This window comes from Acinetobacter lwoffii (genome assembly GCF_049367455.1).
In the GTDB taxonomy this organism is placed as follows: Bacteria; Pseudomonadota; Gammaproteobacteria; order Pseudomonadales; family Moraxellaceae; genus Acinetobacter; species Acinetobacter lwoffii_W.
This window is the reverse complement of the sequence record NZ_JBMPXW010000001.1, coordinates 185287-206348: the sequence shown is the minus strand read 5'-3', so window position 1 is coordinate 206348 and position 21062 is coordinate 185287. Positions and strand designations below refer to the sequence as shown.

Here is a 21062-nt window from a genome sequence, read left to right as displayed (position 1 = left end):
AAATCAGGGGAAAACAGAATGAAAAAGAAGGAGATTAATTCTTCTTTTGCCTTTATCTGTGTCTTTGGGGCATGCAGAAAGCTCACCCCATTATTTTGCCAATCTCAAAAATGGTTTGGGTCAACTGATTGCACCCAAACCACACGATCCGCGCATACCATTGATATCACGTCGCTGGGTCATTATGCATTAGATACATCAAAAGAAGCTGAGCTGCCACAGATTACTCGTTCACAGTCAGGACAGCCAACTTTAAATCCTACGATCACAGCTGGTATTCCACAAAAAATGAATCTGGTGGGAGCCGTACACCGCGCAGTGCAACGACGTCCTGAAATCACCCAGAGTATTTCGACATTATCTGCGCAGGCCGCGAATATTGATGTGGCGAGAGCGGGTTATTATCCGCAGTTATCCGGGGGTATCGGGACAGGTGACCTCACTTCCGGTGAACGTGGACGACAAATTGTTTCTTTGAATGCCACCCAGATGCTGTATGACTTTGGCAAAATTAAAACCAATGTAAGTGTGGAAGAAGCGCGATTGGCAGAAGAACAGGCAAGGGTGCTGGTCAGTCTGGATCAGATCGCATTTGAAGTGGCTGATGCAATATTGAGTATCAAACGCTATCAGCAAATTACCCAGATTGCCCAACAGCAAATTCAGGGCATTGGAAGGATTGCAGAAGTTGCCAATTTACATGCCCGTGCCGGGATCAGCAGTCAGGCCGACCCGATTCAGGCGCAGTCCAATCTGGAAGCAGCGCAATCGAATCTGATTGTACAGCGGACCCAACTCAGACAATATCAACAACGCTTGCGTACCTTGCTAGGATTTGATGTATCCGCCATTGAATGGGATATTCCTGATCGTATTGTGGCACAGGCCGATCTTTATCAGGATCCGGAATTTACCCAGATTCCGAACATGATTTTGGCCCATGCCGGGGTCAATGTTGCCCGTTTGCAAAAAGATCAGGCGCGATTAAGTCCTTATCCGACTATTAGTGTTAAAGGCAGTCTGAGTCAGGCGATGAATGGACGGAATCCGAATAATAATGAAGATGATGGCTTCTATAATTCAGTCATGATTAAAGCCAGCAGTAATTTGTATCAGGGTGGTGCAACACGTTCACAGACCCGTGCCGCAAGCTATGCCGAAGAAGCTGCACGCGCACAGGTTAATACGGTCTATCTGGATGTGCTAGATCAGGTGCGCTTGATCCGCGAGCAAATTGAAAATAAACAAAAACAAATGGGGGTTTTATCCCAGCGCCGCGCAACCACGATACGCACCAAAGAGCTGTATCAAGAACAATATAAATTGGGTACCCGAACCGTGGTGGATTTGCTGAATGCAGAGCAAGCCATTCATAGTGCCGCGCAGGAAATTGAATCGGCACGCTATGATATTTATTCGGCGATCGTACAGTACATTCAGGTCACGGGCCGTACACGGGATATTTATGCGCTTAACAGTATTTCTATTCAGGGGTTTGAAGTTCAGCCATGAGTACTACAATAATAAATTATCAACCTTGGCTTCAGGCAGTTTTAAATATTGCCCGGCATTACCGGATCGAGCCTTCTGAGGAGCGGATTCGCCTGCAACTGGACTGGAATCAGCATCATGACATTGATGACATGCTCAAGATTGTCAGTCGTCAGATGGGTTTAAATCTCCGTAAAAACAAATTTGAGCGCAGCCTGCTGAATCCATGGCGTTTACCTTTAATGGTTGAATTCGATAGTGGTGATGTGGGCGTGATTGAACGCATCGATACACAGGGCAATGTCAGCATACAGCTCAGTGGTGATGAAGGTTTATCTCAAAGCTTTACAGTTGAGCCGTTAGAGGTTGGCATAAAGCATCTTTATGTGCTGCGTCCTGAATCTTCAGTTCCAGATGCGCGGGTGGATGAATATATCAAACCCTTTGAGAAAAACTGGTTCTGGTCGATTGTCCTGAATGACTGGAAGCGCTATATCGATGTGATGTTTGCGTCTTTAATTGCCAATATTCTGGCATTGGCCACGATAGTCTTCTCGATGAATGTCTATGACCGTGTCATTCCATCACAATCCATTCCGACGTTATGGGTGTTGGCAGGTGGTGTACTGATCGCTGCGATTTTTGAGTTTGTATTACGGGTATCCCGTATTTATCTTTCAGACATTATTGGTAAACGCGCGGATTTAAAAATTTCTGACCGGGTATTTGGTCATTCATTACGGATTAAAAACAGCGAACGTTCCAAATCGACAGGAACTTTTATTTCACAAATTCGCGAGCTGGAAGGCGTCCGCGAGCTGGTGACTTCAACCACAGTTACGGCCATTGCCGATCTGCCATTTTTCTTCCTGTTCTTAGGCATCTTCTGGGTGATCGGTGGCAATCTGTTCTGGGTCATGTTACTCGTTGTGCCCTTAATGATTCTTCCAGGGATTCTGGCGCAGAAAAAACTGGCACAGCTGGCCCAGTTGGGGATGCGTGAATCTGCCATCCGCAATGCCTTGCTGGTAGAAGCTGTACAAGGAATTGAAGACATCAAGCTGTTAAGAGCTGAAACGCGTTTCCAGAATCAGTGGAATCATATGAATGAAGTGTCAGCCGATGTCAGCATGCAACAACGTAAAATTGTCGGCTTGATGACCGCCTGGACCCAAAAAATTCAGGGACTGACCTTTGCAATTGTAGTCTTGGTCGGGGCTTTTGCGGTGATGGAGGGTGACATGACCACAGGCGCACTGGTGGCCTGTTCGATTCTATCTTCACGCATGCTGGCACCAATTTCAAAAATTACGGGCGTACTGGGTCGCTTGCAGCAGGCCAAAGTAGCGAAATCCGGTCTGGATGAATTGATGAAAAAACCGGTGGATCAGCCGGACTATTCGCACCTGATTCATCGTCCGGCACTGGATGGGCATTATGAGCTCAACGGTGTGGTGTTTAAATATGGCGATGATGATCCGAAACCGAGTTTGATGATTCCCAAGCTGGAAATCAAGCCCGGGGAGAAAATTGCGATTCTGGGCCGTAATGGTGCAGGAAAGTCGACCTTGTTGCAGCTCTTGTCTGGGATGCAGACACCGCTACAGGGCAAGGTCAAGCTGGATGGTATTGATCTGACCCTGATTGATCCGTCAGATGTACGTCGTGATATGGGCTTGCTGAATCAGAACTCACAGTTATTTTATGGTTCAATTCGTGAAAACCTGACTTTGGGTGCACCCTTGGCCACCGATCAGCAAATTCTGGAAGCCTTACAGATTACCGGTGCACTGGGATTTGTACAGGAGAAAAAAGAAGGGCTGGATCATATCATTTTGGAAGGCGGTGCCGGCTTTTCTGGTGGGCAGCGTCAAGCCTTGTTATTGGCGCGGCTATTGATCCGTCAACCAAAAATTTTACTGCTGGATGAACCGACTGCCGCCATTGATGATGTATCAGAAAAGCAGTTGATTGATTATCTTAAAGGCTATTTAACCCATCGTACGATGATCGTTGCAACTCATCGCCGTGCGGTATTGGAACTAGTGGATCGTATTCTGGTGGTCAATGATGGCAGGATTCTGATGGATGGACCAAGGGATCAGATCCTGAATCAGTCGCAAGGTGGTAATAAGCGGGTTGTGGGAGCAAGTGCATGAGTGAACTACAACAACTAAAACGTTCCAGCAAGGTCAGCTTTCAGGAACCACCCTTACCCAAATCAAGTGTCATCATCTGGATTATTGGCATTGGCCTATTGGTATTGCTGAGCTGGGCATGGTTATTCAAATTGGAAGAAGTGTCTACCGGGACCGGGAAAATAATTCCATCATCCAAAGAGCAGGTGATTCAGTCTCTGGATGGCGATATTCTGACCACACTCAACGTCAAAGAAGGTGAAATTGTCGAGCGTGGGCAAGTATTGGCCCAGCTTGATCCAACCCGCTTTGAATCCAATGTCGGTGAATCAGAATCCTTGCTGGTTTCATCACGTGCCACTTCAGCCCGTTTACGTGCGGAAGTCACCGGCGCACCGTTGGTCTTTCCTGAAGAAGTGTTGAAATACCCCAAATTGGTTAAAGAAGAAACGGCCCTGTATCAGTCGCGTCGAGCCAATTTGCAAGAATCTGTTGCAGGCCTGGAACAGGCTTTGTTACTGGTGCAGCAAGAACTGGAAATGACCGCGCCATTGGTCGCCAAAGGGGCAGCCAGTGAGGTTGAAGTGTTGCGTCTAAAACGTGAAGCCAATGACCTGCGTAATCAGATGAATGATATCCGTAATCAATATTATGTGAATGCGCGGGAAGAATTGTCCAAAGCCAATACTGATGTAGAAACCCAGCAACAGGTGGTACGTGGCAAGTCGGATACTTTGAGCCGAACTGTTTTTAAATCACCGGTTCGCGGTGTCGTCAAAGAGATTGATGTGATGACGCTGGGCGGCGTGATTCCACAAAATGGCAAGTTGATGACCATCGTGCCACTGGATGAAAAATTACTGGTTGAAGCACGAATCTCGCCGCGTGATATTGCCTTTATTCGCCCTGATCAGGAAGCATTGGTTAAAATTACAGCTTATGATTATTCGATCTATGGTGGGTTGAATGGTAAAGTTGCGATGATTTCACCGGATACCTTGCGTGATGAAGTCAAGCAGGATCAATTTTATTATCGGGTGTATATCCGTACCGATAGCGACAAGCTCAGCAATAATGCCGGGCAGGAGTTCAATATTACTCCAGGGATGGTGGCCACCGTGGATATTCGTACTGGTTCAAAAACCGTGATGGATTATCTGATCAAGCCATTTAATAAAGCCAAAGAAGCCTTGCGTGAACGGTAATATTTGCCAAGCAATTGAGTAAAACAATCGATCAAAATCAGGCCTCTCCGTGGAGAGGCTTTTTATTTGTCTGTGCAAAGCGGGTATACTGCAGCAGTGAGAGTTTAAAGCCTGAAGTTATGCCATTTACCATTGCCAGCCTGGTCAGTTTTGAGGAAGACATCAAAAAAAGCCGCTTTCAGGCCTTTGCCACCCCTGTTGAGAATGAGCAGGACGTCAAAGATTTTCTGCAAACTTATCGTGATCCAAGCACCACGCATCAATGCTGGGCCTGGAAAATTGGCCATCAGGTACGCTTTAATGATGATGGTGAACCTTCAGGCACAGCGGGACGCCCGATTCTGGCGACCATTGAAGGCAATGAGCTGACCAATGTGCTGGTACTGGTCAATCGCTGGTATGGCGGGATCAAGCTGGGAACAGGGGGCTTGGTACGTGCCTATGGCGGTTGCGCTGGACAATGTTTGTTGTTGGCAGAAAAAATTGAACTGATTGAAAAGAAGAAGGTGCAATTTTCCTGTCAATTCAATGAATGGGCCATCTTTCAATATGAATTGAATCAGCAGCAAATCGATTATCAGGAAGAATATACAGCCGAAGGGGTGCAGATCAGCGCCTTATTTCAGTTACATCAAATTCAACCTTTTGCCTTAAAAATTCAAGATGTGACCCGCGGCCGTGAACAGCTCAAAATCATAGAAGAAGCGACAGATGACTGACGTAGATCCATTACTGAAATATCGTGAGCAGCATAAACATCGCCTGAATTACATGCCTTGGCTGTACTGGTCTTTAAAGCCAAAAAATCGCGGTTGGGCAGAAGCGTGGCAAAAGGACTATCAGGCTTACTTGATGGAAATGGAAACCGTCGAGATTGGTGAAAACTGTTTTATTTCACCTCTTGCACATATTTTCGCGGAGCCGGGACGCAAAATCATTATTGGTGATAATAGCTTTATTGCTGCAGATTGCACCTTACATGGCCCCCTAGAGATCGGTAATGAAGTGGCGATCAATCATCACTGTATTCTGGATGGTGGCCGGGTGGGGATTAAACTGCATGATCAGGTGCGCATCGCCGCTTATTGTCATCTTTATGCCTTTGATCATGGCATGGATTTGGAGCAGCCGATTTATCAGCAGCCAGTACGTTCGCAAGGCATCGAGATTGGTCGGGATGTGTGGCTCGGTGCGCATGTCGGTATCAAGGACGGAATTAAAATCGCAGATCAGGCCGTGGTGGGAATGAACAGTATGGTGACCAAGGATGTCGAGAAGCGTGCGATTGTCGCCGGTAATCCGGCCCAATTCATTCGCTATCGTGAATAAGCTTTTGGAAGTCAAGTGCTTGATGCAACAGCCTGACTCAGCAGATGGTTCGATATATTGATCTATATTTGTTCACATAAAAGTTAACATATTTCAAGTCAAGCCTTACAGATTTCGCTGCACATTTTTGAATGCTTATGCTAAGTTAAAAATAACTAAGAAATTTTTATCATAAATAGAAGAGAGGCTAAACATGAAACGTGTCATCGCCTGCATCGACTCATCACCATGTATAAACGCGCTGGCTGACGCGGCGGCATGGATTGCCAAACAGACTGGCCGTGAACTGGTCCTGTTACAGGTTTTGGATTATTACCCGGCCAGTTATCATCTGGGGGAAATCAGTGGGGTTATTGGCTTTGAAAGCAATGCCATGTTACTCAAAGAGTTGGCTGAGCTTGAACAAAAACAAAGTGAAATTGCGCTGGATTATAGCAATAACCTGCTGCAACACATTTCCGAGCGGATTCTGGCAGAACATGGTATTCAAACCACACATATTCAGGAAAAAGGTGATTTTCTGGAACAAAGCTTCCAGATCCTGCAGCCTGATGATATCGCAGTAATTGGATTACTCGGTGAACGCTCCGCTGAAAAAAACAAACCGATCGGCACCAATGTCGAAAATTTTATTCGTGGGGCCAATTGTACCGTGATGACTGTCGGAGAACAGTTTAAGCCGCCGACACGATTTATTTTCGCCTATGAATATTCACCGACCTGTATCAAGATGATGAAACGGATTGCGGAAAGTGATCTGCTGCGCTTATTGCAATGTCATCTGTTATATATCGGTGATCATGCTGAAATTCTAAATGAACCTTTGCAATATTTAAATCAGGCCGGTTTAGATGTGGTGCCACAATACCGCTATGGCGATGTCGCAGAAAATATTTTGACCTATCAACAGGAACTCGGGATTCAACTGATCGTGTTGGGTGCATTTAGTCACAGTAAAATTCACCAGTTCTTTTTGGGCAGTATTGCGACCACGATTTTCCGGAATTCCAAAGTACCTTTACTGGTTGCGAAGTAAGGATTGCATAAAATAGCCAAGCGCGAAGTCTAATCGTAAATTGTTACAGCTTGATTTAAAAATGACCAGAGTTATCCTCATATATTGTGGATAACTCTGTGGTTAATATTTATAAGTTAATGTTATTTATAATAAATATGTCATTGGGTGATTTTTGTTCTTCTTGTTTTATTTCACAATCGCGAGTGCAAAACCATCATGTCCTTTGCTGCCAACCGTTTGTAAAGCAGTGCATGACAAGATACGTGGATGATTTTGAAGCGCTTTAAACATGTCACGAATGCCTTCAATACTTGGTTTATTATTGTCCGGATTAATGATCTCGCCAGCACGAATCACATTGTCTAGAAAAATAAGCGTACCTGAGTGGGACAGGTTTAAACTGAGTTCCAGATATTCCGGATAACTCTGTTTGTCTGCATCAATAAAGATGAAATCGAAAGCTTCCGTATCTTCAGGCAGGGCTTTAAGCACATCTGCTGCACGGCCGCATTTCAGTTCGACGGTCTGTTTAAGCTGCGCGCGATCAATATTTTCCTGACCCATCGCTGCATGGGTATCACGTCCTTCAATGGTCAGGATATAGCCATCATCCGGCAAAGCACGTGCCAGCCACATGGTGCTATATGCTGCAAATGTGCCGAGTTCCAGTATACGTTTACATTGGTTCATCTGGATTAGCATCTGCAACAACATGCCTTGGTTCGGTGCCACAGCCAGATGATCAGGAAAACCGTGCGCTGCGGTATTCTCAAGAGTTTGATTCAGAATAGGGTCTTCAGGAATTAAATGTGAATCAATATAGTGATCAATGTCTGTCCACATTTGTTGCATAGTCTTAGCACCTCGATTGCGATGCGTGCATTTTAAACTTTTCGCGGCAGAGCGCAATTTATTGTTCTATAGGTGATGATTTTTTAGGCTCTACAAAGTCCTGCATGAACTTTGTAGAGTGGTTGTCATGACTTAGTAATTACACATCGAGGAATTACGGCCTAAACTCGGTCCCCACGTACGATAACCTTGGGTATCGATGTGGATTTGACCTGAAGCATACATGCCAAGTCCCATATTCAGACTTTGACCATGCTGTACCCAGAACTGACACAATTTGAACTTGGTATTTTCAATATAGCTATAATCTTGTGCCTGCGGATATTCAGGCCCAATTCGGAAATCGATCGCAGAGTTATACAGATGGCGTGAAGAATTGGCACCACCGGCACACTGGTTTAAAGGTAGGTCACGATAGACTGATGTGACTTCAAAATCAGTCAGTACATTGGCTGCAACCAGATATTTAAAAACTTTTAAAGTTGGGATCTGATTGGCCCATAATTCACGGCTTGGAATCATGTATTGGGAACGGCCACACTTGGCCCAATCACGTGCAGTACGCATCAATTCGAAACTTGGAATGATATTGCCAACCCCATGACGTTCCAGAAAAACCTCATATTCACGCACGCGTGACAAATTATCCAGTGCCGATACCCAGTGGGTATACACATAAGGCACAGTTTTTGGGTGGGCTTTACGATCGTATTGAACACGTTCTTGTGGAATGTAAATCCGTTTTCCAGCAGGTGTGGTGGCCTGTCCAGGTTGTTTTGTGGTCGTGGTACAGCCCACAAAAACAAGAGGAATTATACAAAGACTCAATAATCCCTTTAACAAGTTCTTCATTTATAGAAATCAGATATTTACAAAATAGCGCTATTTTAGACTAAATATAGGGAGAAATTTGGAGAATATTGCAATGAAATGTGTGCGTTGAGTATAAAAAAGATCAGCATTTGCTGATCTTTTAAAGTTTAAACTAATTACTTTTCAAGGTATTGTAATTTGTCTGCTTTGCCATTCCATTCTTCACGGTCTGCTGGCTGGTCACCAATTTGTGTGATATTTGGCCATTTTTGTGACAGGTCAGCATTCAGTTCAATAAAGACTTCTTGACCCTCTGGTAATTCGTCTTCAGAGAAAATTGCATTTGCCGGGCATTCAGGTTCGCATAACGCACAGTCGATACATTCGTCCGGGTTAATCACAAGGAAGTTAGGACCTTCATAGAAACAGTCTACAGGGCAAACTTCAACACAGTCTTGATATTTACATTTAATACAATTTTCAGTGACAACGAAGGTCATGGCGACAGCTACCTAAAAAATATGGTTCTAATTACGAATGCTGTATTTTAGGCAAAAATAGGGGGAACTAACAATTCCTTTTATTGATATTTGTTATATATAGGGCTGTTAAATTTGAAAAAAGGTCGCATACCGATGAATTACAGCATTCATCGTTATGTTCAGGACATCGACCCTATGCCAGATGAGGTCTAGGACCGAGAATTAACTTGACTGTTTGATCAGGTCTTTGAGCGCATATAACTGCTGCAAGGCTTCACGCGGAGTTAAACTATCTACATCAATATCTTCGAGTAAGTCCAGTGCAGGCGATTCTTTCTCAATTTCGATGATACGTTCTATAGGCTCCATAACTTCAGGCATTGCAAACAGATCATGCTGCGGGCTCAGTGGCTTGGCCTGATGCTGTTTTTCCAGAATCTTTAAGCGGTTTTGCGCTTCTTTAATCACTGCAGCTGGAATGCCTGCCAGTTTGGCAACCTGCAAGCCATGACTCTGACTGGCCGGGCCATGTTGTACTTTATGCAATAAAATCAGATTGCCATTCAGCTCTTTGGCCGTGACATGGTAGTTGTTAATGCCACTTTCCTTATCCAGTTCAGTCAGTTCGAAATAATGCGTGGCGAATAAACACAAACATTGAATGCGTTTCGTTAGATCTAGCACACAGGCCCAAGCCAGCGACAAGCCATCATAGGTACTGGTTCCACGGCCAACTTCATCCATCAGTACCAAAGAATGACTGGTGGCATGATGCAGGATTTGCGAGGTTTCGGTCATTTCCACCATAAAAGTCGATTTGCCTGTCGATAAATCATCGGCAGAGCCAATACGGGTGAAGACACGATCTACAGGGCCTAGGGTTGCAGCTTGCGCTGGAACATAAGCGCCACAATAAGCCAAGAGTACGATCAATGCAGTCTGGCGCATAAATGTAGATTTACCACCCATATTCGGGCCGGTAATGATGGCCATCCGATGGGAAAAATCCAGTCGCATATCGTTCGGAGTAAAGGCCGATTTACTGAGGGCTTCTACCACCGGATGCCGACCAGCAGTGATACTTACACCAACTTCAGGACTGAATTTTGGACGCGACCAGTTGCGTAAACGCGCCTGATGGGCAAAATTCGCAATCAGATCAATCTGGGCTATGGCGCTGCTCATCATCTGTAAATTGCCGATATCCTGACGCAGTTCATCCAGCAGCATTTCAAACAGCATTTTCTCACGGGCCAAAGCACGCGATTCGCTAGATAAGACTTTGTCTTCAAATGCTTTTAGTTCAGGGGTGATGTAGCGTTCGGCATTTTTCAGGGTTTGCCGGCGAATATAATGCTCGGGTGCTTGTTCGGCCTGTGCGCGGGTCAGTTCAATATAATAGCCACTGACGCGGTTGTAGCCAATTTTCAGTCCCGGAATTCCGCTTTGTTCACGCTCTTTAATTTCCAGATCAATCAGGAACTGGCTGGCATGATCACGAATCTGACGCAATTCATCCAGTTCACTGTCAAAACCTTCGGCAATGACATTACCATCACGAAGCAGGACGGGCGGGTTTTGCACAATGGCGGACATCAGACGTTGATGCAGACCATGGAAGTCGCCTAGCTCTTCATTGAGTTGTACTAAAAGTTTGGACTGTTGCTGACTGACAATCGGTTGCAGGGCATGGCGTAAAAATGGAATTTGCGCACAGGCCTGACGCAGTTGTACCAGATCACGTGGACGGGCACTGCCAAGCGCAATACGGCTCAGCACACGTTCAATATCGCTAATCTCTTTTAGAACCAGACGTACAGGCACTTCGTGGAAACCTTGAAGTAATGCTTGAATGGCATCCAGGCGCTCATCCAGCAGTGCAGTATCGCGTAAAGGTTGCATCAGGGTGCGACTAAGCAGGCGTCCACCCATAGCAGTCTGGCAATCATTGATTAGCTGAAATAAGGACGTCCCATGTTCAAATAAAGGCTCAATCAGCTCCAGATTGCGGCGTGTCACCGGATCCAAAGCAATAAAATCTGAACTTTGTTCTAGCTGAATCGTGCGGATATGCGGTAACGCAGTTTTCTGGGTTTCTTTTGCATAGTGAATCAGTGCCGCAGCCGCTGCTTTAGCCAAAGGTAAATGATCAATGCCGAAACCTGAAAGCGTGCTGACAGCAAACTGGTCGCATAAGGTTTTTTGCGCATTGTTCAGGTTGAAGTCGACATCGGGACGTTTGGTGACCGAGATATCCAGTTGCTGTTTGAGTTGTTCGGTCAATGTTGGATCAGTGATACTTTCATCCAGCAGAATTTCGCTTGGCATCAAACGCGCCAGTTCAATCATGAGCTGGTTAAGATCATAATCCTGCTGCTGGACTTTAAATAGGCCGGCGCTGAGATCGAGAAGTGCAATGCCAATCTGATTCTGTTGAATACACAAAGCCACCAGATTCGAGCTTTGATGTGCACCGAGCATGGCATCATCGGTCAGGGTGCCCGGCGTAATAATCCGAACTACACCACGCTCAACCGGTCCTTTGCCAGTGACTTCACCGATCTGCTCGCAGATCACCACGGTTTCGCCTTTTTTGACCAGACGTGCCAGATAACCTTCGGCTGCATGATAAGGCACGCCCGCCATAGGAATTGGCTGACCATTGGCTTTACCACGATGGGTCAGGGTAATGCCTAAAATCTTGGCTGCCTTGTGTGCATCTTCAAAGAACAGTTCATAAAAATCACCCATACGATAAAACATCAAAGAATGCGGATGCTGCATTTTCACCGACATGTATTGCTGCATCATGGGCGTTAAGGTAGAAAGATCAGCCATAATTTCTGAACTGGTCATTAAAAATAAATCCTTTCAACAAGAGATAAATGCAAATACTGCTCAATAGGCTATGCAGGAAAATTTAAAGCACATTTTCAATCAGGCCAATCCAACATGGTTGAGCACAGGAGATCGAAAATGTGAAATGAATCTGCTGATTCAATTCAGCTTTAAAGCTGTATTGCAGCAAGTCTATCAAATTTAATTTTTAGAAAGAAATGAAATTCCAGATGAATCTTTAAGTCAGCGCTCAGATCTGTCGCTATGGCTTCTTATTCAGCATTATTTGCAATTTTAAAAAATAAACCACCGGATGCGAACATGCGGTGGCAAGTCTCAATCAAGACGATAGTTTATTCCGGATCATAAAGACCAAGATCGGTCAGATGTAATCTGAGAATCCGGCGTAATTCCAGTACGGCTTCAGGCGTTTCCTGAATCGAATGGCCACCCTTAATGACTTTGCTAGATACAGCACCATTTAGGTAAGCACTCTCATATGAAACGATATCATCGCTCATGAGCTTGGTGTCTTGCGTATCTACGGTATTGCCGATAATCGAGTGAAATTTGATATCTTTAGAAGGCTGAATATCCTGGGTCAACGCCGTGAATTTTGAATTTTCACTCAGATCGCTTGGGCCATTTTGAATCAGGTCATGCCCCAGTTCTTTGACAAACTCGTTTAACCCGATCTCACCTTGCAGGGTATCGGCAAAGGCACCCAAAAATGCGCCCGGTATACGGATAATTTTACGGGCCAGTTTGGTGTGCCAGCGGTCGGCATATTCCGTTCCACGATGCGGTGTCGCTAAGAAAATGGCTCGGCTAAAGTTCGGAATAGGCTGCATTTGCAGGCGTGCTTTAAATAACGGGTTATCTTTAAACTGGGCAATGCGGGTATTTTGTACCAGCTTGAATGCATCTTGGGTAATATCGGCCTGACTGACCATTAAACGGGCAATTACACCTCCCATACTGTGTCCGACCAGTACCGCATCTTTTTTGGCTGGCGCATTGTTCGCAACCCGGGCAAAGCCTTGCTGAACCAGTGCATTAATTTGAAAACGGCTTTCCAGAATCGGCATATTAGTAGAATAAAATACCTGCCAGACCTGGAAATTTTCTCTTAATACCGGATCACCCATAATGTCGTTGGTCAGACGAATCCAGGCTTCAGGACTACTGGCCAGGCCATGAATCAATACCAGCACTTTCTTGTCCGGATTATAAGGTTCCAGCATGTACAGGTGCGGCATGCTCAGACTGTCTTCGCGATTAATCAGCGTCAGATAGGCTAAACGCCCCAGATTGTTCTCGGCCAGCCATAAACCGTAAGGTGCGGAAAAGTTGGCGGCTAGCGCATATTCTTTCGAAGCCACCTTAATCTTTTCATGCTTATAAGGATCATACAGTTTCAGGTGAAACTCTGAAGTAGATAAAATCTGTTCCGTCGAATTCGCGGATTTGGGTACAGCGGTAATGGTGGTCGCCAGATAGCGGGCTGAATGAATGTTTGGATTGATACCATTTGGATAGTTGTGCTTGAGCGGATCGACAATATATTTTTTATCCTGCTCGGTTTGCTGTGCTTCAGGTAAGACCACTAAAAATTCTGAACCAAAACCATCACGGCGGGTGATAGAACGCAGGCCGGAAAAGTTCATGTTATAGGTGGACATCAGCTGTTCAATGGTCTGGTTTTTCAGCTGCGGAAAATTTTCCAGATCAATGGTATATACACTATCACCGACCTGAATGCGCTGGCCGGACTGTTTGGTTTTATAACGTTCAGCATAGCGTTGAATCAGATAGGCAATCGCCAGGTTATAAAAGTCACGAATCTGAACCTGGCGGTTATCAAAAATACGCTCTTGCGGCGCACGCTCGGTTTTAAATAGATAGGCATAGCTATAACGAATGCTTTTATCCAGCATAGTGAGCTGCTGATCCAGACATTTCTGGATATTCTGCTTGTGTTGTTGCTGTTTTTCCGGTGATCGGGTTTTGTTTAAAACACCGGTGTTGCATTCGGCAGACTTGGCATTTTGTAAGGAGTTGGCTAGATATAATTCACTTGCTGTAGAAAGCAATTGTTCATCTAAAATCTGGGGAATACTTTTCAGATCTTCCACACATTCTTCGGGCTGATCAATACAGATCTGAGCTTCACGACCTGTCATGGACAACACATTCAGACTGGCTTCGCTAAGCTTGTCGCGGGTCAAGATGCTGTCACGCTCATTGTTCAGCGTGACATTAATCGCCTGTTCCTTAACACTGACCACCTGACAGCCGCTGAGTACGCTGGTGATGAGTAAAGTGCACAGCATTAATCTTTTATTTATTTTTTCGTGCATAAAACTTTTCACTGAATTCAAGTTATAAAGCGGGATAATGTTTTGTATTTTACTAATTTTTTCCCATAAAAATAGACCGCCGTAGCAGTCTATTTGTAATCAAATTGAAGTGAATCTTGATTATGGGGTTACCGGTGCTGTTGCTGGGTCTGTAGCCGGAGCGGGTGTTGATGTTTGCAGAATTTGCCAAACATTCCAGCGGCCATTTTTTTCAATTTCCTGAATCAGACGGTCGGCTACTTCAGCTTCTTGCGGATATTTCACCTTATAGTTCGCCAAGGTTTGAGTGGCATTTTTTTTCTGTTCTAATGCAATATAGTTATTGGCTGCAGAAAGATAAGCCTCCTGAACGCCAGCTTTCATGGCTTTGTCCAGATAAGCGATGGCTTCACGTTGACCACCGCCTTCAGACAGACCAAAACCAAACCAGAAGTTGACTTCAGGATCATCCGGGTTAATTTTGAGAATACGCTGGGCATAGGTCAGGGAATTGGTGGTATAAACTGAACCCAGATCCAGGTTACGTGCCATCACGCTGGCTTTAAAAGCACGCATCAACACATCAAAAGAGGCATTTGGACGGGCCGCTAAAGTATCCAGTTGTCGGGTGACTTCACGCAATTTGGCTTCAAAACCACGGCGTTCCTGACGATCGCTGAAACGTGGTGGATAATGACGTGCCTTACCTTCGACCATTTGCAGGAAATCGTCAATTTCGGTGATATCGATTTCATTTGAATTGGCAAGTGCTGCATAACGCATTGCACGTGTATTGCTATCTACCACTGGAATAATCAGTTTATTCACATCCAGGGTCAGTTGCTTGGATGGATCATTAGGATCCGTCACCACCATCTTGGTTACAGGCTGCGCTGCAGCTTTTTTCAAATGCACTTCAAATTCAGGTGGTTCATTATAATTGAATGGATTTAAAGCATAAAATGGTGGGCTCAGTTCAGGCTCTACAAAAACCACTTGATCTACAGGTTTCTCAGCAGATTTCTGAGGAGTGGTTGAACACGCAGTAATTGTGAATGCTAAGCAAGCAAGTGCCAAGGGCTTAAAGGTCATAATAGTCATCCATTCTGTTATTTTTAAAACATCTATTCAAAAATTGCATGATCGTCAGTCTATGAAAACTATAACGATCATGCAAGTAAACCCGTGTTACAGAGTGAAGTGTGATATTCAGGCCTTGGATTGGCTGGTTTGCGCTTCACATTCACGGCGCGCTTCTTCCAGAATCTCCAACTCTTTTTTGCTCAAAGGCTGGCCATCCTGTTGCTGCTTGTTAAAGGTCGGATCTAACAAAGAAAGACGATTGCACAAGTTGTTCATGCGTTTTTCATTTTGCTGAATGCGATCCAGCAGAATCCGCATACCTTCTAAAATCGGATCAGACTGATCTTCAGTCGCGGCATAGGGCTGGAAACCGATACTTTCGGCATAGTCACGACGACGGGCTTCAGCATCATCTTTGGGTTTGTCTTTGGTAATAAAACGTGCCGGGTTGCCCACAGCTGTGGCGTTTTCAGGAACCGCTTTGGTAACGACCGCATTAGAACCGACTTTGGCATTTTTACCTACGGTAAATGGCCCAAGAATCTTGGCACCAGCACCGACTACCACGCCATCTTCTAGCGTTGGATGACGTTTACCTTTATTCCAGGTCGTTCCACCCAAAGTCACACCGTGATAAAGGGTGACATCATCGCCAATTTCAGCAGTTTCGCCAATTACGACACCCATACCGTGATCGATAAAGAAACGGCGGCCAATTTTTGCACCCGGATGGATTTCAATGCCCGTGGCAAACCGGCTAAACGAAGACAACGCACGCGCAGTTCCTTTACAGTCTTTGTTCCATAGCTCATGTGCCATGCGATGCATGATCAGCGCATGAATGCCAGGGTAAGTGGTTAAGACTTCTAAGGTATTGCGTGCTGCAGGATCGCGCGCAAAGACAGCTTGTATATCTTCTTTGAGCTGTTTTAGCATTAGATTTGATCCTCGTCCTGTGATGATGTGTGTGAAGATTTTTTCCAGGTACCGTTATTCAATGCCTGAACACGGCTGAAAATACCACGAAGTAAGTGATATTCCATACGATCTAATTGTATACGTCCGAAGAGACGACGCAAGCGTAAAGGCAATAATCTTGGATTTTTTGGATCCATAAATTCAATTTCTGCCAGCATTTTTTCCAAGTGCGGATAGAACTGTTCCATCTGCGCATGATTGACTAAAGGTTCATCCCATTCCATTTCAATACCATCAATGACTTGCATGGTCGCTTTAGCATCACGTGGCTGTTCAATTTGACTCATCGTTGCCATGCGCATCTCATAGCAGATCACCTGAATCGCCTGAGCTACATTCAGTACGCCATAATCAGTATTCACAGGAATAGTCAGATGATAATTGGCCATCGCCAGTTCTTCATTGGTCAGACCACGGTCTTCACGGCCAAATAGAATCGCGACTTCCTGCTGATTTTGTACCACGGCGGACATGGCTTTTTCAGCGGCAGGGCGCACATCTAACAGCGGCCAGGGAATGGTACGGCTACGTGCGCTGGTACCGAATACAATCTGACAGTCTTTAATGGCATCTTCAAGGGTTTCTACAATCTCGATCTGCTCGATCAGGTCAGTTGCACCCGCGGCCAGCGCGTCAATATCCGGATGCGGATAGGTTTTCGGTGCCACCAGAACCAGCTTAGACAAGCCCATGGTTTTCATGGCACGTAAGGCACTGCCGATATTGGCAGGTAAAGTGGTATTGACCATGACAATACGCACATGGGAGAGATGTGCTGAAACAGCAGCATTGTCAATTTGACTCATGAGGATTCCAATTTTAAGGTGTTTTAAAGATCAGGATTTATGAATATTGCGGCTGGGATTCAGCCTGATACAGCTCCAGTGCATCATCCATGCTCATGCCCGCAGGCGGCGGAGGAATATCCACCGGCTTGGCCTGTTCATAGGACACGGCTTTGGCAGCTTTGGACTTGACCTGATACTCAATATGCAAGGCTTCTTTACCAAAATAATCACGCAATTTGGCTAAGAGCTCATCCAGTGGGGCAACTTTCCAGTTGAGACCCAGATGCAGTTCAGTCGTGGCATACGGATAGTCCAGATACAGAATCACCGGAATATGTGCTGACATATCGACATTACAATAAGGAGTCAGAATCTGCTGCAGGTCACGGCTCAAGCTCTTGCTGAAATGCTCGGCTGTGAGAGTAATCTTGATGCTATTGGCACGTTTCTGACGAATTTCATTCAGGCTAAATGCTTTGGTGAGGCGTCCCATCGGACGGTCAAAGCCTTCACGCTCATAAATTTCACCTTCAATCACCACCACTTTATCGAGCTGGATAATCTCTTTAAAGCGGTTGAAGCGTTCGTGATTGGCTGAAATCTCAATCCGTGCCGTACCATCATCCAGTGTCATCATCATCCGGTTCGGAAAGTTGGCAATATCCACCACCAATCCTGCAAACACGGTGGTCACGCCACGGCGGGTCGGCGTCAGCTCATTGATCTGACTAGGCACAAAGGCTTTTAGTTCATTGCGATACACATCAATCGGGTGGCCGGTTAAATACAGGCCAAGCGTGTCTTTCTCACCTTTCAGGCGAACTTCATCTGCCCAAGGTTTGACTGGCTTAGATGGCTTGCGCTGAACTTCTTCAACTTCGCCAAACAGGTCCATGATGCCGGTTTCACGATTGGAACGTGCCTGTTCCGCAGCTTGAACCGCTTCAGGCAGTTGCGCCATCAGGTCGGCACGGTCAATTCCCAAGCAATCCAGTGCACCTGAACGAATCAGTGCTTCTAGAGTACGCTTATTGATTTTTTTCAGGTCAATACGATGACAGAAATCAAACAAGTCACGGAATGGACCTTCTTGTGCACGCGAGTCAATCACAGACTGCATCGCCGCTTCACCAACGCCTTTAATCGCCCCCAGACCATAGACAATGGTTTGCTCATCGATAGCATGGAATTGATACAGCGACATATTCACTGACGGCGGCAAAACTTCCAGATTGTTCTTGCGACAGTCATCAATCAGGAATACCACGTTGTCGGTGTTCTGCATCTCCGAGGTCAATACCGCAGACAGGAATTCCGCCGGATAATGTGCTTTCAGCCATGCAGTTTGGTAGGCAACCAAAGCATAGGCAGCAGCATGCGATTTGTTAAAACCATAGCCGGCGAACTTTTCCATATAGTCGAAGATATGGTTGGCCGTGGCTTCATCAATGTCTTTTTTCGATGCACCTTCAATAAAAATCTGGCGCTGTTTGACCATTTCTTCCGGTTTTTTCTTACCCATGGCACGACGTAACAAGTCCGCGCCACCAAGGGTATAGCCGGCACAGTACTGTGCAGCCTGCATTACCTGTTCCTGATACACCATAATCCCGTAGGTGGGTTCTAGCACGCCTTCAAGCAATGGATGCAGATATTCAAAATCGCCACCATGCATCCGGTGGATAAAGTCAGGAATCAGATCCATCGGGCCTGGACGGTACAGCGATACGAAGGCAATAATTTCTTCAAACTTGCTCGGGCGTGCCTCTTTCAGCATCTTCTTCATGCCCACGGATTCAAACTGGAATACCGCGGTGGTGTTGGCATTAGCAAAGACCAGATATGCGTCTTTATCTTCAAGCGGGATATAAGCAATATCTAAAGGTTTATCCGCTTTGATGCGTTTATTGATATTTTTAACCGCATCTTCAATCACCGTCAGGTTACGCAAACCCAAGAAGTCAAACTTCACCAGACCTGCAGATTCGACATCGTCTTTATCGAACTGTGCCACGCGTCCGGTACCATCGGCATCACACATGACCGCAGAGAAATCGGTAATTTTGGTTGGCGAGATCACCACACCACCGGCGTGTTTACCGGTGTTTCGGGTAATACCTTCCAGTTTCAGTGCCATTTCCCAGATTTCGGCTGCATCGTCATGGTCTGGATTGGATGGATTGGTGACGATATCTTTAAGCTGGGGTTCAGCTTCTAGTGACTCAAGCAGGCTTAGACCTAAAGGCTTGGTCGGAATCATTTTCGAGATACGATCCGCCAAGCCATAAGATTTACCCAAAACGCGGGCAACATCACGAATCGCACCTTTGGCCGCCATGGTACCGAATGTTGCAATCTGGGAGACCGCATCACGGCCATAGGTACGTGCTACATAGTCAATCACGCGGTCACGGCCTGCGATACAGAAATCGACGTCGAAGTCGGGCATCGAAACACGTTCCGGGTTCAGGAAACGTTCGAACAGCAGTTCATAACGCAGCGGGTCAAGATCGGTAATTTTTAAGCTATAGGCGACCAGTGAACCTGCACCCGAACCACGGCCCGGACCGACCGGAACGCCGTTACTTTTCGACCACTGAATGAAGTCCATCACGATCAGGAAGTAGCCCGGGAATCCCATCGAGTTAATGATGTTAATCTCGTATTCGATACGCTCATCATAAGGCTTGCGGATTTCTGGCCAGTCTTCATCACGTTGTTCAGGCGGATACAGGAAATTCAGGCGTTCTTCCAGACCTTCTTTGGACAAGTGTGCAAAGAAGGTATCAATGGTATGACCTTCAGGAATCGGATAATCAGGCAGGAAGTATTTGCCCAGTTGCAGCGTCACATTACAGCGTTTGGCAATGTGATAGGTGTTCTCAATCGCAGATGGAATATCCGAGAACAGCGCCGTCATTTCTTCAGCAGATTTGAAATATTGTTCAGGTGAATAGGTTTTAGGGCGGCGGTTGTCACCAAGCACATAACCATCTGCAATACATACCCGTGCTTCATGCGCTTCATAATCTTCACGGGTCATGAAATGCACATCATTATGTGCGACCACACCGATATTGTATTTTTTTGCCAGCTTAACGGCTTCCAGAATAAAGTTATCTTCATCCGGACGATTGGTACGGGTCAGGGCAAGATAAACACGATTACCAAATTTTTCGACCCATTCTTCTAGCAGCGGTTCCGCTTTTTGCGGATTTGAACTCATCAGCATTTTGCCGACATCGGAATGCATGCCGAGCAGGGCAATCATGTCCTCAGGCTGATTTAAAATCCATTGTTTTTGAACGCAGGGAATATCCAGTTGCTGGCCACTGATAAAGCCTTCAGATACCAGTTCCGTCAGGTTACGCCAGCCGGTATTGGTCATGGCCAATAAGGTCATGCGATGTTCGGCATCATTCAGGCGAATTTCGGAACCCAGAATCGGCTTGATGCCTTTGCCCAGGCATTTGCCATAGAACTTGACGGCAGCATGCAGGTTAGAAAGATCCGTGAGCGCAAGGGCAGGCATCTGTTCTTCTTCGGCAGCTTTGACCAAGTCAGGTATCCGTACGATGGATTCAGTAATCGAAAATTCTGTATGAATACCAAGATGAACAAAGTGCATAGATGAGTCCCTGCTAAAACCATTGAATAGTTTAACATGGGATTTATTGTTTCAGTTTGAAATTGAGGGGAAATGGCTAA

14 protein-coding genes and 1 pseudogene are annotated in these 21062 nt (G+C 45.7%); 6 read left to right on the top strand and 9 right to left on the bottom strand.

Features of this window, described 5'->3' with window-relative positions; translation table 11 throughout:
* The first annotated feature begins 46 nt into the window (after positions 1-46).
* The 6 genes and pseudogenes from ACO1B7_RS01005 (at position 47) to ACO1B7_RS00980 (ending at position 7199) form a co-directional block, all read left to right on the top strand.
* Positions 47-1512, top strand: a pseudogene (locus ACO1B7_RS01005) (TolC family outer membrane protein).
* Positions 1509-3650 (top strand): type I secretion system permease/ATPase, encoded by a 2142-nt coding sequence (locus tag ACO1B7_RS01000; RefSeq protein ID WP_423089684.1) that lies wholly within the window; start codon positions 1509-1511, stop codon positions 3648-3650. The pseudogene ACO1B7_RS01005 and the gene ACO1B7_RS01000 overlap by 4 nt, the downstream one beginning before the upstream one ends.
* On the top strand, positions 3647-4834 hold the full coding sequence (locus ACO1B7_RS00995; RefSeq protein WP_004646683.1) for a beta-barrel domain-containing protein: 1188 nt from the start codon (positions 3647-3649) through the stop codon (positions 4832-4834). The genes ACO1B7_RS01000 and ACO1B7_RS00995 overlap by 4 nt, the downstream gene beginning before the upstream one ends.
* A 119-nt stretch (positions 4835-4953) precedes the next feature.
* Entirely contained in the window at positions 4954-5553 is a 600-nt protein-coding gene (locus ACO1B7_RS00990; RefSeq protein ID WP_423089683.1) for an IMPACT family protein, read from the top strand.
* Positions 5546-6163, top strand: a complete 618-nt coding sequence (locus ACO1B7_RS00985) for a DapH/DapD/GlmU-related protein (RefSeq protein WP_004279945.1) — start codon at positions 5546-5548, stop codon at positions 6161-6163. Before ACO1B7_RS00990 ends, ACO1B7_RS00985 begins: the two co-directional genes overlap by 8 nt.
* Positions 6164-6356: 193 nt before the next feature.
* A complete protein-coding gene (locus tag ACO1B7_RS00980) occupies positions 6357-7199 on the top strand; it encodes a universal stress protein (protein ID WP_004279943.1) in 843 nt (280 codons plus the stop codon).
* Positions 7200-7367: 168 nt separating this feature from the next.
* Here the strand turns inward: ACO1B7_RS00980 and ACO1B7_RS00975 are convergent, their stop codons facing one another.
* The 9 genes from ACO1B7_RS00975 to dnaE all read right to left on the bottom strand — a co-directional run bounded on the left by ACO1B7_RS00975 (position 7368) and on the right by dnaE (position 20982).
* Positions 7368-8033 (bottom strand): O-methyltransferase, encoded by a 666-nt coding sequence (locus ACO1B7_RS00975; RefSeq protein WP_004646686.1) that lies wholly within the window; start codon positions 8031-8033, stop codon positions 7368-7370.
* 132 nt (positions 8034-8165) lie between these two features.
* The gene (locus ACO1B7_RS00970; protein ID WP_004279938.1) at positions 8166-8885 is read right to left on the bottom strand and encodes a D-Ala-D-Ala carboxypeptidase family metallohydrolase; all 720 of its coding nucleotides are present in this window, start codon (positions 8883-8885) and stop codon (positions 8166-8168) included.
* Between the two features lie 137 nt (positions 8886-9022).
* Positions 9023-9346 (bottom strand): ferredoxin FdxA, encoded by a 324-nt coding sequence (fdxA, locus tag ACO1B7_RS00965; RefSeq protein ID WP_004279936.1) that lies wholly within the window; start codon positions 9344-9346, stop codon positions 9023-9025.
* Positions 9347-9550: 204 nt separating this feature from the next.
* Complete coding sequence (mutS, locus tag ACO1B7_RS00960; protein WP_004646687.1) at positions 9551-12184, bottom strand: DNA mismatch repair protein MutS; 2634 nt, start codon at positions 12182-12184, stop codon at positions 9551-9553.
* Between the two features lie 335 nt (positions 12185-12519).
* Positions 12520-14526, bottom strand: coding sequence for an esterase/lipase family protein (locus tag ACO1B7_RS00955; RefSeq protein WP_423089682.1), 2007 nt, complete (start codon positions 14524-14526; stop codon positions 12520-12522).
* 120 nt (positions 14527-14646) lie between these two features.
* Positions 14647-15597: an ABUW_2363 family tetratricopeptide repeat lipoprotein gene (locus tag ACO1B7_RS00950; RefSeq protein WP_004646689.1), complete on the bottom strand. Its 951-nt coding sequence runs from the start codon at positions 15595-15597 to the stop codon at positions 14647-14649.
* A gap of 117 nt (positions 15598-15714) precedes the next feature.
* On the bottom strand, positions 15715-16524 hold the full coding sequence (gene cysE, locus ACO1B7_RS00945) for a serine O-acetyltransferase (protein ID WP_004279928.1): 810 nt from the start codon (positions 16522-16524) through the stop codon (positions 15715-15717).
* Positions 16524-17372 (bottom strand): RNA methyltransferase, encoded by an 849-nt coding sequence (locus ACO1B7_RS00940; protein ID WP_004646690.1) that lies wholly within the window; start codon positions 17370-17372, stop codon positions 16524-16526. Before ACO1B7_RS00940 ends, cysE begins: the two co-directional genes overlap by 1 nt.
* 37 nt (positions 17373-17409) lie before the next feature.
* Positions 17410-20982 (bottom strand): DNA polymerase III subunit alpha, encoded by a 3573-nt coding sequence (gene dnaE, locus ACO1B7_RS00935; protein ID WP_004646691.1) that lies wholly within the window; start codon positions 20980-20982, stop codon positions 17410-17412.
* Positions 20983-21062 lie beyond the last annotated feature (80 nt).

Coding starts and splice junctions, on each gene's coding strand:
- ACO1B7_RS01000 (WP_423089684.1), top strand. CDS start 1,509: ATGAGTACTACAATAATAAATTATCAACCTTGGCTTCAGGCAGTTTTA.
- ACO1B7_RS00995 (WP_004646683.1), top strand. CDS start 3,647: ATGAGTGAACTACAACAACTAAAACGTTCCAGCAAGGTCAGCTTTCAG.
- ACO1B7_RS00990 (WP_423089683.1), top strand. CDS start 4,954: ATGCCATTTACCATTGCCAGCCTGGTCAGTTTTGAGGAAGACATCAAA.
- ACO1B7_RS00985 (WP_004279945.1), top strand. CDS start 5,546: ATGACTGACGTAGATCCATTACTGAAATATCGTGAGCAGCATAAACAT.
- ACO1B7_RS00980 (WP_004279943.1), top strand. CDS start 6,357: ATGAAACGTGTCATCGCCTGCATCGACTCATCACCATGTATAAACGCG.
- ACO1B7_RS00975 (WP_004646686.1), bottom strand. CDS start 8,033: ATGCAACAAATGTGGACAGACATTGATCACTATATTGATTCACATTTA.
- ACO1B7_RS00970 (WP_004279938.1), bottom strand. CDS start 8,885: ATGAAGAACTTGTTAAAGGGATTATTGAGTCTTTGTATAATTCCTCTT.
- fdxA (WP_004279936.1), bottom strand. CDS start 9,346: ATGACCTTCGTTGTCACTGAAAATTGTATTAAATGTAAATATCAAGAC.
- mutS (WP_004646687.1), bottom strand. CDS start 12,184: ATGACCAGTTCAGAAATTATGGCTGATCTTTCTACCTTAACGCCCATG.
- ACO1B7_RS00955 (WP_423089682.1), bottom strand. CDS start 14,526: ATGCACGAAAAAATAAATAAAAGATTAATGCTGTGCACTTTACTCATC.
- ACO1B7_RS00950 (WP_004646689.1), bottom strand. CDS start 15,597: ATGACCTTTAAGCCCTTGGCACTTGCTTGCTTAGCATTCACAATTACT.
- cysE (WP_004279928.1), bottom strand. CDS start 16,524: ATGCTAAAACAGCTCAAAGAAGATATACAAGCTGTCTTTGCGCGCGAT.
- ACO1B7_RS00940 (WP_004646690.1), bottom strand. CDS start 17,372: ATGAGTCAAATTGACAATGCTGCTGTTTCAGCACATCTCTCCCATGTG.
- dnaE (WP_004646691.1), bottom strand. CDS start 20,982: ATGCACTTTGTTCATCTTGGTATTCATACAGAATTTTCGATTACTGAA.